The sequence below is a fragment of the Streptomyces sp. NBC_00353 genome, from assembly GCF_036108815.1.
Lineage (GTDB): Bacteria > Actinomycetota > Actinomycetes > Streptomycetales > Streptomycetaceae > Streptomyces.
Window position 1 is genome coordinate 5,032,101 of sequence record NZ_CP107985.1, and the last position, 12,473, is coordinate 5,044,573.

Here is a 12,473-nt window from a genome sequence, read left to right on the forward strand (position 1 = left end):
TGTGATCACGCCGCGAAGACGCCGGGCCGGTGACCGGGTCGGTGCAGAACAGTCCGGTCCACAACCGGCGTAGAGGGGCACGCACATGCAGAGCCGAGCAACCGTCTCGACCGTCCTCGACGACATCGGAATCGGGGCGGACCACATCGCGGCGCGCAGCCCCCTCACCGGTGGCACATACAACGCCGTCACCCGCGTCACGCTCACCGACGGGCGGGACTGGGTGGTGAAAATACCGCCGCCGCCGACCGCCGCGGGGATGAGCTACGAGCGCGACCTCCTGGTCAACGAGGTCACCTTCTACGCGGCAGCGGCGGCGACGGGGGACGTCGCGGTCCCCGGTGTCGTGCACAGCCGGCTCGATCCCGGCTCCGCGACCGGACCGTACCTGATCATGTCGGCCTGCCCCGGGCAGCCCTGGTACGGGATCAGCCCGGTTCTGGCGGACCGCGAGGAGCGGCGGCTCAGGCATGAGCTGGGACGGCTCGTCGGGCGGCTGCACTCCGTCACCGGGCCCGGCGGATTCGGCTATCCCGCCCAGGCGCTGGGCCCGTTGGCCCCGACCTGGCGGCAGGCGTTCACCGCGATGACGGACGCCGTGCTCACCGACGCCGACACGTACAGCGCCCGACTGCCGCGCCCGACGGACCGGATCCGCGCGCTGCTCGCCGCCGCGGCGCCCGTACTCGACGACGTCATCCGGCCCGCTCTCGTCCACTTCGACCTGTGGCAGGGCAATCTGCTCGTCGACGGGGAGCCGGGGGCCCGGACGATCGGCGGGATCATCGACGGGGAGCGGATGTTCTGGGGCGACCCGGCCGCCGACTTCGTCTCGCTCGCCCTGCTCGGGGATGTGGAGAAGGACGAGGATCTCCTCGCCGGATATGCCTCGTCGGCGGCGGACGGGGCCGTGGTGTTCGACTCGTCCCTGCGGCTGCGGCTCGCGCTCTACCGCTGCTATCTCTACCTGATCATGCTGGTGGAGACCGTCCCCCGCCGCTCCCCCGCCGAGACGCGGGAGTGGGTACGGCGCGAGGTGGGGCCGCAGCTCGAATCGGCCCTGGTGGACGTCGAGTCGGCGCTGCGGACCCGGGAGTGACCACAGCGCCGACGCCCGTCAGCGCACCAGCGCCCGCTGTGCGTCGTGCAGGTTCGGCGGCCACACCGCTTCCGGTGTGCCGTACGCCTCCAGCCGCGTGTGCAGGTCGCCGGTGAAGTCCGGGACGTCGATCTGGTCGAACTCCGTCACCTCGCTGACGCCGACCGTCGCGCTGTACGGGGCCAGCCCGTCGATCCGCATCAGGCCGGCCCGCCCGTTGGTGACCCGGATGTTCCAGTGCGTGAAGCGGGCGCCGAAGAGCGGTCCCGCGCTCGCGTCGCCGCCGTGCCGGCCGTTGTTGTTCACCGTGATGTCGGTGCGGACATTGGCGAACGGCATCCCGCGGTGCGAGTCGAACGTCCCCATCTCCATCTCGCCGCGCGACCAGACGTTGTAGCTGGACAGCCCCTCGACGTTGATGCCGTGCAGCTGCGTCCCCGCGGGCGCCGGGACGGTGCGCTGAGCGATGGTGAAGTCCTCGATCAGGTTGTCGTGCGAGCCCTCACGGCAGTAGTACGGGTGGTGGGAGCCGCGGCCCTCGACCCGTGTGCGGCGCAGGGTGCAGGCGGACGCGCCGATCAGCCCGAAGCCGTTGTCGACGTGGCGGACGGTGATGTCGTCCGCCCAGCAGTCGTACGCGCACTGGAACGCGACCCCGTTGTATCCCTTGTCGAGCAGGTGCTGCGACTGCGGGGTCTCGACCGCCTCGAGGGTGAGCCCCTCGACGCCCGAACCGGTCAGCGGGGTGGCGAGCGTGGTCAGGCGCGGGTCCCACTCGGGGCGTACATCCAGCGGAAGCGGGCGCTCCAGGGTGACCTCGCGCCCGTGTACGGCGGTGATGCGGACCGGCCACTCGTAGGGAACGTACGAGGTCAGCTTGGTCTTGTCGTCCCAGTAGTACGCCTCGGGGCCGGGGCCGCCGCCCGCCATGTGCTCCAGGAGGGTGTGGTCGGCGTCGTCGGCGAGGCGGAGCAGGACGAGCCCGCCGCGCTTCAGCTGCTTCGTGGACTCGACGGTGATCGACCGGTCGCCGCGGCGAGCGGGTGCGACCGTCGTCAGTGTCTGCCACTCGTCGCGCTTGTTGCCGGTCCAGCCCTCGAAGGGCCAGGCCTTCGCCTTGATGGCGTCGGTGAGCGAGGTCCAACGGTCCTCGGGGCAGAGCCAGATGAGGCCGCCGGCCCAGGACCAGCTGGACTTGTCGCCGCCGTAGCGGCTGCCGTACACGCCGATCAGCTCGGTGAGGTTCTTGGTCGCGTACAGCTTCGTGCGTCCGCTGCCGGCACCGCGCACCACCACATTGCTGTGGCCGATCCGGATGATGTCGTCGATGCGGTACGTGCCTGCGGGGATGAGCACCGTGCCACCGCCACGCTCTCCGGCAGCGGCGATGGCACGGTTGATCGCGGGGGCGGCGTCGGCGGAGCCGTCCGGTTCGGCGCCGTAGTGCAGGACGTTGGCGACGACAGCGCGGTGCCGGGGGAGGTCGGAGCCGCCCCGGTAGCCGGCCCGGCCGATGAACGGGACCTGGGCGTGGGTGAAGGGGGTGGCGGCGAACTCGCGCCAGAGGGGGGTGACTCCGCCCGAAGCATGACCGCCCCGGGTGGCCGCCCGGGCGGTGCCCGCGACCGTCACGCCGGTCGCCGCGGCTGCGGCCACGGCCACCGCGCTGCCGAGCAGTCCACGTCTGCTGATGTGCCCCACAGAAGCCATCGAACCGACCCGCCTTTCATACATGTGAACGACGTTCATGTTTGCGTCGGCGGCGAGCATGCCACGGCGCGGCGGCGCAGCGAAAGAGTCGTGCGCCGCCGAATTGGATGGACAGAGAAGGTCAGCTGGCGGGGCGCTGGGTCAGATGCGTGAACGCGTCCAGATTCCGTGTGGACTCGCCGCGCGACACCCGCCACGCGTACTCCTTACGGATCGCGCTTGCGAAGCCCAGCTCCAGCAGTGTGTTGAAAGAGCCGTCGGCCGCTTCGAGGACGACGCCGAGCAGCCGGTCCAGCTCCTCGGGGGTGACCACGGAGAGCGGCAGCCGGCCGACGAGATAGATGTCGCCGAGCCGGTCGATCGCGTAACTCACTCCGAAGAGACGCAGGTTGCGCTCCAGTAGCCAGCGGTGGACCGCCGCGTCGTTCTCGTCCGGGTGGCGGATGACGAACGCGTTGAGGGAGAGCGAGTGCGCGCCGACGATGAGGGAGCAGGTGGTGGACAGCTTGCGGGTGCCGGGCAGCTTCACGACGTAGCTGCCGGACTCGGGGCTCTCCCACTCGAGCTCGGCGTCCTTCAACGTCGCCTCGATGACCTGCGCTGTTGCCGCTGCGGCGGATACGTCAGCCATGGGGCGAGCGTACGTCAGCGCCGGCTGCGCGCGTACGTCAGCCGGGAGGCGCGCATGGGTGCGGGCGTGGGCGCGCGTGGGTCTGCCGTGGCGCACGCCTGCCTCGACCATGGGCTCGCGCGTGCGTCAGCCGTGGTGCACGCGTACGCGACGGCGGTGCTCGTGCAGCGCGGCCGTGTAGACATCGGCGGTCGCGGACGCCGCCGTGTCCCAGCCGAAGCCCTGCGCATGCGCGGCGGCCGTCGCACCCATCCTGGCGACGAGCTCCGGCGACTCGGCGAACCGGGCCAGCTGCTGCGCGTACGCCTGCGGGTCGTGCCCGGGGATCAGGAAGCCGCTGGCCCCGTCCCGCACCGCCACCGGGAGTCCGCCGACGGCCGCCGCGACGACCGGGGTGCCGGCCGCCTGCGCCTCTATGGCGACCAGGCCGAACGATTCGCTGTACGAGGGCATGACCAGCACGGACGCCGCCCGGAACCAGTCGGCGAGCTGGTCCTGCCCGACCGGCGGGTGAAACCGTACGACATCCGTGATCCCGAGCCGCGCGGCCAGCTTCTGCAGTCCCTCCGGCTTGGCGAGCCCGCTGCCGCTGGGACCACCGACCACCGGTACGACCATCCGGGACCGCAGCGACGGATCGCGGTCCAGCAGCACGGCCACCGCACGCAGCAGCACATCGGGGGCCTTCAGCGGCTGGATACGGCCGGCGAAGAGCGGGACGAAGGCGTCTTGGGGCAGTCCGAGGCGGGCCCGGGCGGCGGCCCTGCCGTCGGCGGGGCGGAAGCGTTCCAGGTTGACCCCGGGGTGGACGACGGCGACGGCCGCCGCGTCGGCCTCGTAGAACCGGACGAGCTCGTCCGCCTCCCCCGCGGTGTTCGCGATCAGCCGGTCGGCGGCGCTGACGATCTGGGTCTCGCCGATGACCCGGGCGGCCGGCTCGGGGGTGTCGCCCTCGGCGAGCGCCGCGTTCTTCACCTTCGCCATGGTGTGCATGGCGTGCACGAGGGGGACGCCCCAGCGCTGCGCGGCGAGCCAGCCGACATGGCCGGAGAGCCAGTAGTGGGAGTGGACCAGGTCGTAGTAGCCCGGGCGCTGGCCGGCCCAGGCCTGCATCACCCCGTGGGTGAAGGCGCAGAGCTGGGCGGGCAGGTCCTCCTTGGCCAGACCTTCGTACGGCCCCGCGTCGACGTGCCGCACCAGGACGCCGGGCGCCAGCTCGACCGCCGGGGGCAGGGCGCCGGTGGTGGCCCGGGTGAAGACCTCCACCTCGATGTTGATCGCGGCGAGCCGTTTGGCCAGCTCCACGATGTAGACGTTCATGCCGCCCGCGTCGCCCGTGCCCGGCTGGTGCAGCGGGGAGGTGTGCACGGAGAGCATCGCGATGCGACGCGGTTTGCGGTGACTGCCGGGGAAGGCGCCGGGGAACCTCAGGCGTGGCGCCATGCGGTTGCTGCCGAGCCGAGAGACGTACTGGCTCACGTCGTCCGGTCCTCCTCGCTCGGGGCATGACAGTGAAAGGGCATGCGCCCCCTCGGAAGCCTGAAACAGCGGAACGCACCCTTTCATTTCCGCTTCCGTCTCCGTTTTGCCAAATCATTACGATCAGCCACGGCGCGTCACCGCGGCCCGCCCGGGCCCGCGGGATCGTTAGGCTCGCTGTCATGCGCCCCATCGGCACCGCGACCCGCGGGACCACCAACCCGAACCGGCTCCGCCGCATGGACCGCTGGATCGCCGCCACGCACGGCCCCGCCCTGCGCCGCTCCGACTCCCCTGTCGCGGTCGATCTCGGATACGGCGCCGCCCCCTGGACCGCCGTCGAGCTGCTGCAACGCCTGCGCACCGCCGAGCCGCGCACGGCGGTCGTCGGCATCGAGATCGATCCGGAGCGGGTCGCGGCCGCGAAGCCGTACGAGCGCGAGGGGCTCACCTTCGTCCACGGCGGCTTCGAGATCCCGCTGACCGGCCGCCCCACCCTCATCCGGGCGGCGAACGTGCTCCGCCAGTACGACGAGGGTGAGGTCGCCGCGGTCTGGCGGCGGCTGTGCGCCCGGCTCGCCCCCGACGGGCTTCTGGTGGAGGGCACCTGTGACGAGATCGGGCGCCGCCATGTGTGGGTGGCGCTCGGCCCGGAAGGCCCGCGCACGGTCACGTTCGCAACCCGCCTCGGCTCCCTCGACCGCCCCTCCGACCTCGCGGAACGCCTCCCCAAGGCGCTGATCCACCGCAACGTGCCGGGCGAACCGGTCCACGCGTTCCTGCGCGACTTCGACCGGGCGTGGGCCGCGGCGGCTCCGTACGCCTCACTGGGCGCGCGGCAGCGCTGGATCACCGCGGTGCGCACGCTGTCGGGGGACTGGCCGCTGACGGACGGGGTACGGAGGTGGCGGCAGGGTGAAGTCACGGTGAAGTGGGCGGCGTTGCGGCCCGAGCGGTAGCCGAACACGCGCGGACCGATGGCCCGACGGGCGTCCATGGGCGGCCCGACAGGCGCTGAACCGGCGAAGTTCGGGGCGCATCCGGGAACACGGACGCGACGCCGTTCGTCCGAGATGACGGGGAATGCCTCTGTTGCTTTTCGGTACGGCATGGCACGATCGCGACGCCGCGAAAAGTTACTGACGGTAAGTCAGGTCTGCTCGGAGGGGGAGCTTGTGAACCGACGTCACTGTGCCGCTGCCGCGATCACTCTGGTCTGCGCTCTGGCCGTACTGACCGTGCCGACACAGGCCTTCGCCACACCCGCACCGCCTTCCCCCTCCCAGTCCCCCACCGCACCGGCAGCTCCGCAGCGGAAGAGCCTCGAAGAGGTACGCAAGGAGATCGACGCCCTCTATCGCAAGGCCGGGACGGCCACCGACGCGTACAACCTCGCCGAGGAGCGGGCGAAGAAGCAGTCCGGCGAGATCGTCAAACTGGCACAGGCGATCGTCGCGGGACAGGCGAAGATCGCCGACCTCAAGAGCAGGGCGGGCGCCCAGGCCCGCGAGCAGTACCGCACCGGCGGGCTGCCGCCGGGCGCGCAGATGATGCTCAGCGACGACCCGCGGATGTTCATGGACGGCGTGAACAGGGTCTGGCAGGGCCAGCAGGCCGCCAAGGGGGTCCTCGGCGAACTGACCAGGACCCAGGAGGACTTGGAGACGTACACCAAGGACGCGAGCAGCAACTGGAAGAAGCTCGAGGCCAACCGTCTGAAGCAGGCCAAGGCCAAGAAGCGGATCAACGGGCAGATCGCAGCGGCGAAGAAGCTCGAATCGCAGCTGGAGAAGGAGGATCGGGCACGCCTCCTCAAGCTGGAGCAGGAGGCGGAGTACGAGGCGCAGACCGCCTGGCTCGGCTCCGGCGCCCTCAAGGAGATCAACCGCGAGGCGAGCGCGCACGGCAAGAAGGCGGTGGCCTTCGCGACGGCCCAGATCGGCAAGCCGTACGTCTGGGGGGCCGAGGGGCCCGGATCGTACGACTGCTCGGGCCTGACGTCCCAGGCGTGGGCGGCGGCGGGACGGCCGATCCCGCGCACCTCGCAGGAGCAGTGGCGGCAGCTGCCGCACATCGCCGTCAAGGACATGCGTCCCGGCGACCTGATCATCTACCACAGTGATGCCAGCCATGTGGGGATGTACATCGGCGACGGCGCCATCGTGCACGCACCGCGCCCGGGGCGGAACGTGACGCTCGCGGGGGCGGGCTCGATGGAGATCCTCGGGGTGGTTCGCCCGGACCGGTGACCGGTCCGGGCCGGTACGGATACGGGCGGCCCCGCGCGAGTGACCCGGACCACCCGCTCACTCCGCCGCGCCGTGAGGCACGCCACCCGCGTCCGCGCCGCAGGGGTGATGTTCGTCATGACCCTCGGACCGCCCATGGGCGCGCATTTCTCGCCGGATCCGTGACGGGACGCGGCTTATGGCTCCGCATATGCCGGAGGGCGGATGACATTCGCCATTCCGTTCGCATGTCCAGTACCGCTATGGTCCCGGTCTGGTGGGTCGTCGATCGTCGTCCCGCCGCGCCCTCGGGGGGAGGGAAGGAAACCGAACCTATGCCCGTACCCGTACCGCAGCAGCGTGTCGCTCCCACTGTGGAGGCCACCCACGTCGCCCACCTCACCCTCCTGGTGATCGAGGACGACCCGGCGGGCACCTTCACCGTCCCCGAGCTCCCTGCCGCGGCCGGCACCCGGGTCCGCGTCCGGACCGCCCGCAATCTGACCGAGGCGGGACGGCTCCTCACGGACGACGTCGACTGCATCCTGCTGGACCTGGCCCTGCCGCCCAGCAGCGAGACACGCGCCGACGAGGGGGCCGAGGGGCCCGCCGAGCTCGCCACCCTCCAGCACGTCCTGCGCATCGCACCGCGCCACGCCGTCCTCGCGCTCACCGCGGAGGACGACACCGAGCTGGCCGCCGAGGCGGTACGCGTCGGCGCCCAGGACTACCTCTTCCGTGGCGAGCTCGACGGGCGGCTGCTCACGCGCGCCATCCGCTACGCCGTCGAACGCAAACGCGCCGACGTCGCGCAGCACCAGCTCACCGAGTCGAAACTGCGCGCCCAGGAGAACGCCCGGCTGGAACGCGGTCTGCTGCCCACCCCGCTGCTGCAGGGCTCCGATCTGCGGTTCGCCGCCCGCTACCGCCCCGGGCGCAGCCGTGCGCTGCTCGGCGGGGACTTCTACGACACGGTCCGTACTCCCGACGGCACCGTCCACGCGATGATCGGTGACGTCTGCGGCCACGGCCCGGACGAGGCGGCGCTCGGCGTCGAGCTGCGCATAGCGTGGCGGGCGTTGACGCTGGCAGGACTCTGCGGCGACGAACTGCTCTCCACGCTCCAGCAGGTTCTGGAGCACGAACGGGAGAGCGAGGAGATCTTCGCGACGCTCTGCACCGTCGACATCACCCCCGACGGCCGGCGCGCCGGGCTCTGCCTGGCGGGCCACCCGGCCCCGCTGATCACTCGTCACGGACGGGCGGCGCAGCTGCTCCCGTACGAGGACGGCGGCCCGGCGCTGGGTCTGCTGCCGCACGCCCGCTGGCCGCGCCGCCAGGTCGAACTGGGCGGGTCGTGGAGCCTGATGATGTACACGGACGGGCTGATCGAGGGCCGCGTCGGGCCGACCGGAACCCAGCGGCTCGGCCAGGAAGGCATGCTCGCCATGATCAACCGCCAGCTGGCGGAGGGGCTCAGCGGCGAGGCGCTGCTGGAGGCGGCCGTCGCCGAGGTGCGCGAGCTGAACGGCGGCGAACTCACCGACGACGTCGCGGTCCTGCTGCTCGACCGCGACCGGAGCGCCGACCGGAGCCGCAATGACGATCGGGGCCGGAGCGCGCCCCTTCCGCGCCCCCGCCCCGCAACGGCGTCACCCGTGAGCGCTCAACGACCGCCGTTGTAGGGCCCGTACGGACCGTCGCTGCTGGAACCACCGCGCCGGCCGCCGCCACCGGAGACCGCCTTCAGCGCGGGCCGTACGTCGACCATGAAGACGATCGACGCGACCGCGCCCGCAAGCTGCAGGAACAGCATCGGCACGAAGAGGTTCACGGCAACGGTGATGCCGAGAATGATCAGCCAGAAGGACTTCTTCTGCTTGTCCGCGGCGCGGTACGCATCCTCGCGTGCCGTCGCGGCCAGGAACAGCGCGACCACGGCCAGGACGAGCATGATCAGGTAGAGCAGCCAGACAAGTGTGCTGAACCCCGTGAGCAACATGGTGTGCACCGCCTAATGAATGGATGAGCGCCTCGCCGCCAAGGTACCGGGACAACGAGCCGGCCACCCCGAAAGGTGCCCGGCCCGCGCCCCGGTACACATCGGCCGCGGCGCTACTTGGCGGTCGGCGGCGTGGGCTTCTTCGCCACGGGCTTGCGCGCGGGCGTCGCCGGCTTCTTGGCGGGCGTGCCGGAGGTCCGGGTCTCCGCCTTGGCAGCGCTCTTCGGCTCGCTCTTCGCGGCAGGCGCCGGCTTCGGCTTCGGCTCGGACTCCCGCCGCGGCTCGACCACGACGGCGATCTCGACAAGATCCTCGGCGGTCTCGCCACGCCACGTCTTCACGGTCTGCTCGCCGCGCTCGGCGACCTTCTCGTACGTCTCCCGGGCCCGGACCGCGTACTCCGCGGCCACACCCAGGCTCCGCAGCGCCAGGTCCTGAGCGGACTCGCCGAGCTTCTTCAGATCGGTGTCGAGCGACCCGAGCACCTCGGTGACCTTGGCCTGCACGGTGGCCTGCGCCTCCTTGGCCTGCGTGGTCACCTTCTCCTGCACGGCCCGCGGGTCGGCGTTGCGCACGGCCTCGAACCGCTCGGGCGCCTCGGCCCGCAGCTGCTCGATCAGCGCCGGGACCTTCCGCGCCTGCTCGACGGCGAGGTCGGCCGTACCGGCGGCGAAGTAGAGAGGGGTGGGGTCGGTGAGGGTCTTACGCAGGTCATCGGTGATGGCCATGACTGTGGTCCTCCCGGATCATCAGACTCAGTTTGAGGGTGGTGAAGGCTTTGAAGCTGTATCGGCATCTGTGCCGTCGGCGCTGAGGCCGGATTCGTCATCGGTTTCCCCGGAGCCGGATTCGAACCCGTTCTCCTTGCGGAAGGAGTCGTAGATCTGCAGCAGCACGTTCTTCTGCCGCTCGTTCATGGACGGATCGGCCAGGATGACCGCCCGGGTCTCCAGCTCCCCCCGCTCCCGCTCGTCCAGAATCCCGGCCCGCACATAGAGGGTCTCCGCGGAGATCCGCAGCGCCTTGGCGACCTGCTGCAGCACCTCGGCGCTCGGCTTGCGCAGCCCGCGTTCGATCTGGCTGAGATACGGATTGGACACCCCGGCAGCATCGGCGAGCTGCCGCAGCGAGAGCTGAGCAGTGCGGCGCTGCTCGCGCAGGTACTCGCCGAGATTGCCGACGTTGAGTGATGCCATGACTCGATAGTGCGCCATCACTGCTAACTATTGCAAGCACATGCTTGCAATAGTGTCCTGAGTCACGGTGCGTGACCGAACGAGTCCGAACGCGACAGGTGTCGTACCTGCGGGACGCCTGTCGTGTCCCGCCTCATCCGGCGCGCTCAGCCGACGGCAGCGCCGAACCACCTTGGCATCCGGCTGAGCAGATCCGCCTGATCTTCGCCGACCCACGCCACGTGGCCGTCCGGCCGCAGCAGCACCGCGGGCACGTCCAGTTCCTCGCTGACGTCGACCACGTGGTCGACCCGATCCGCCCAGCCCTCCACCGAGAGCCGGCCGGTCCCGTCGAGCAGCAGGCCGCGGCCGCCGTGCATCAGCTCGTAGAGGCGCCCCTGCTTCAGCTTCACGTCCCGCATCCGCCGGCCCAGCAGTTCATGGCCCTCGCCGAAGTCGTAGCGGACCCCGACCGCGGTGATCATCCCGGTCACGTACCGGTTCACCTCCTCGAAGTCCATCAGCGTCGAGAACAGCTCCCGCAGCGCGGTCGCACCCGGATCGGTCCCCAGCAGCGTGATCTGCGCGCGGGTGTTGTCCAGCACGCGGGCGCCGACCGGGTGCCGTTCGTCGTGATAGCTGTCCAGCAGCCCCTCCGGTGCCCAGCCGTTGACCTCGGCGGCCAGCTTCCAGCCGAGGTTGAACGCGTCCTGCACGCCGAGGTTGAGCCCCTGCCCGCCGGTCGGCGGGTGGATGTGCGCCGCGTCGCCGGCCAGCAGTACCCGGCCGACCCGATAGCGCTCGGCCTGCCGGGTGGCGTCGCCGAACCGGGACAGCCGGCGCGGCGAGTGCACACCGAAGTCGGTGCCCGCGACCGCCCGCAACTGCTGCTTGAACTCCTCGAGGGTCGGCGCGGTCGCACGGTCCTCGGCCACGCCGTCGGCGGGCACGATGACGCGGTGCGTCCCGTCCCCGTTGGGGATGGTGCCGAACCGCAACTGGGTCTTGCGGACCTCCGCGACGACCGCGGCCACCGTCGCCGGGTCCTCGGCCATCTCCATGTCGCCCAACAGCGTCTCGACCTTGGCGGGCTCGCCGGGGAAACCGACGCCGAGCAGCTTGCGCACCGCACTGCGGCCGCCGTCGCACCCGACGAGGTGGCGCGAGCGCAGGTACGTGCCGTCCGCCAGCTCGACGGTCACCCCGTCCTCGTCCTGGCTCAGCCCGACCACTTCGCAGCCGCGCCGGATCTCGGCCCCGAGTTCGAGGGCACGCTCGTTGAGCAGCCGCTCGGTGACCGGCTGCAGAGTGGAGAGGCCGTACGGGTGCGCCGTGTCCAACCGGTCCGGCCACGGCTTCTGGATGCCACCGAAGAAACCGCCGACCTGGAACTTCTCACTGACCGCGAGGAACCGGTCCAGCAGGCCGCGCTGGTCCATCATCTCGACGCTGCGCGTGTGCAGGCCGCGCCCGCGGGACTCCCCGGTCGGCTCGGTCAACTTCTCCAGCACGATCACGTGCACTCCGGCCAGCCGCAACTCGCCGGCCAGCATCAAGCCGGTCGGTCCGCCGCCGACCACGATCACGTCAATCATCAAAACGCCCATTCAACGAGATTGGATTTCGGCCGGCGGCTCCGCGCAGTCCGGCGGCGCACACATCCGCACCTCCGCGCCGAGTCCCGCAACCCGTACGTCGGCAAAAACAGACGCACTTCGCGGGTCCCTGATTTCCGCAGGTTCTGGCCTCGGCCGAAGATTCTGCGGCACGACCCGGGTCTTGCCGCAAGGCCCCCCGTGCGCTATATGTTGAGAGTGGCAAGGAGTGGGTTACTTCCTTGCCTTTTCTTTTTGTCGCCCGCTGTGGACGGACAACCTCCTCGCGAAGCGGCACTCGACGAAACACGTCTTCGTTGGCGGCATCCTCGGAAAGACAGTTCCGCGCGCGACGGCAGGGATCCCGTCGCGCGTCGCGAAACAGGCGGCCGAACCGATCAGGATTCGAGAAGCGCGGACCCCCGAGCCGCAGCTAGCGTGACCGCGCAGAGGTGATTCCGGTGGTTCTCCTTCTCTTGCGGGCTGGACCCGGTCAAGACGAACAGCCAACGGCGAAATCACCATCCGGGGCGATGGGCTGCCGATTTCCGGAC

11 protein-coding genes are annotated in these 12,473 nt (G+C 70.7%); 4 read left to right on the forward strand and 7 right to left on the reverse strand.

The genetic code is table 11. From position 1 onward, the window contains the following. Positions 1 to 85: 85 nt before the first annotated feature. Positions 86 to 1,099, forward strand: a complete 1,014-nt coding sequence (locus OHA88_RS22725) for a phosphotransferase family protein (protein WP_328626849.1) — start codon at positions 86 to 88, stop codon at positions 1,097 to 1,099. Between the two features lie 18 nt (positions 1,100 to 1,117). Here the strand turns inward: OHA88_RS22725 and OHA88_RS22730 are convergent, their stop codons facing one another. From OHA88_RS22730 to mshA, 3 genes are all read right to left on the reverse strand, one after another. Further along, entirely contained in the window at positions 1,118 to 2,809 is a 1,692-nt protein-coding gene (locus tag OHA88_RS22730; RefSeq protein ID WP_328626850.1) for a glycosyl hydrolase family 28-related protein, read from the reverse strand. A gap of 121 nt (positions 2,810 to 2,930) precedes the next feature. After that, the gene (locus OHA88_RS22735) at positions 2,931 to 3,440 is read right to left on the reverse strand and encodes a YbjN domain-containing protein (RefSeq protein ID WP_328626851.1); all 510 of its coding nucleotides are present in this window, start codon (positions 3,438 to 3,440) and stop codon (positions 2,931 to 2,933) included. Positions 3,441 to 3,566: 126 nt separating this feature from the next. Next, entirely contained in the window at positions 3,567 to 4,919 is a 1,353-nt protein-coding gene (mshA, locus tag OHA88_RS22740) for a D-inositol-3-phosphate glycosyltransferase (protein ID WP_328626852.1), read from the reverse strand. Between the two features lie 182 nt (positions 4,920 to 5,101). Between mshA and OHA88_RS22745 the strand changes: the two genes are divergently transcribed. From OHA88_RS22745 to OHA88_RS22755, 3 genes are all read left to right on the forward strand, one after another. Beyond that, positions 5,102 to 5,878, forward strand: coding sequence for a class I SAM-dependent methyltransferase (locus tag OHA88_RS22745; protein WP_267003577.1), 777 nt, complete (start codon positions 5,102 to 5,104; stop codon positions 5,876 to 5,878). Positions 5,879 to 6,094: 216 nt separating this feature from the next. Then, entirely contained in the window at positions 6,095 to 7,168 is a 1,074-nt protein-coding gene (locus OHA88_RS22750; protein ID WP_328626853.1) for a C40 family peptidase, read from the forward strand. A 314-nt stretch (positions 7,169 to 7,482) separates the two neighbouring features. Continuing rightward, positions 7,483 to 8,832 (forward strand): PP2C family protein-serine/threonine phosphatase, encoded by a 1,350-nt coding sequence (locus tag OHA88_RS22755; RefSeq protein WP_328626854.1) that lies wholly within the window; start codon positions 7,483 to 7,485, stop codon positions 8,830 to 8,832. Here the strand turns inward: OHA88_RS22755 and OHA88_RS22760 are convergent. The 4 genes from OHA88_RS22760 to rox form a co-directional block, all read right to left on the reverse strand. After that, complete coding sequence (locus OHA88_RS22760) at positions 8,814 to 9,149, reverse strand: DUF2516 family protein (RefSeq protein WP_030929444.1); 336 nt, start codon at positions 9,147 to 9,149, stop codon at positions 8,814 to 8,816. The genes OHA88_RS22755 and OHA88_RS22760 overlap by 19 nt on opposite strands. Positions 9,150 to 9,262: 113 nt before the next feature. Beyond that, complete coding sequence (locus OHA88_RS22765; RefSeq protein WP_328626855.1) at positions 9,263 to 9,877, reverse strand: hypothetical protein; 615 nt, start codon at positions 9,875 to 9,877, stop codon at positions 9,263 to 9,265. 27 nt (positions 9,878 to 9,904) lie between these two features. Then, positions 9,905 to 10,345 carry a helix-turn-helix domain-containing protein gene (locus OHA88_RS22770; protein WP_328626856.1) on the reverse strand — a complete coding sequence of 147 codons (441 nt, stop codon included), beginning with the start codon at positions 10,343 to 10,345 and terminating at the stop codon, positions 9,905 to 9,907. A 146-nt stretch (positions 10,346 to 10,491) separates the two neighbouring features. Next, positions 10,492 to 11,919, reverse strand: coding sequence for a rifampin monooxygenase (gene rox / locus OHA88_RS22775; RefSeq protein ID WP_328626857.1), 1,428 nt, complete (start codon positions 11,917 to 11,919; stop codon positions 10,492 to 10,494). Positions 11,920 to 12,473 lie beyond the last annotated feature (554 nt).

What these genes read in the sequence shown, in the direction of transcription:
- OHA88_RS22725 (WP_328626849.1), top strand. Translation starts at nt 86, where the DNA reads ATGCAGAGCCGAGCAACCGTCTCGACCGTCCTCGACGACATCGGAATC.
- OHA88_RS22730 (WP_328626850.1), bottom strand. Translation starts at nt 2,809, where the DNA reads ATGGCTTCTGTGGGGCACATCAGCAGACGTGGACTGCTCGGCAGCGCG.
- OHA88_RS22735 (WP_328626851.1), bottom strand. Translation starts at nt 3,440, where the DNA reads ATGGCTGACGTATCCGCCGCAGCGGCAACAGCGCAGGTCATCGAGGCG.
- OHA88_RS22745 (WP_267003577.1), top strand. Translation starts at nt 5,102, where the DNA reads ATGCGCCCCATCGGCACCGCGACCCGCGGGACCACCAACCCGAACCGG.
- OHA88_RS22755 (WP_328626854.1), top strand. Translation starts at nt 7,483, where the DNA reads ATGCCCGTACCCGTACCGCAGCAGCGTGTCGCTCCCACTGTGGAGGCC.
- OHA88_RS22760 (WP_030929444.1), bottom strand. Translation starts at nt 9,149, where the DNA reads ATGTTGCTCACGGGGTTCAGCACACTTGTCTGGCTGCTCTACCTGATC.
- OHA88_RS22765 (WP_328626855.1), bottom strand. Translation starts at nt 9,877, where the DNA reads ATGGCCATCACCGATGACCTGCGTAAGACCCTCACCGACCCCACCCCT.
- OHA88_RS22770 (WP_328626856.1), bottom strand. Translation starts at nt 10,345, where the DNA reads ATGGCATCACTCAACGTCGGCAATCTCGGCGAGTACCTGCGCGAGCAG.
- rox (WP_328626857.1), bottom strand. Translation starts at nt 11,919, where the DNA reads ATGATTGACGTGATCGTGGTCGGCGGCGGACCGACCGGCTTGATGCTG.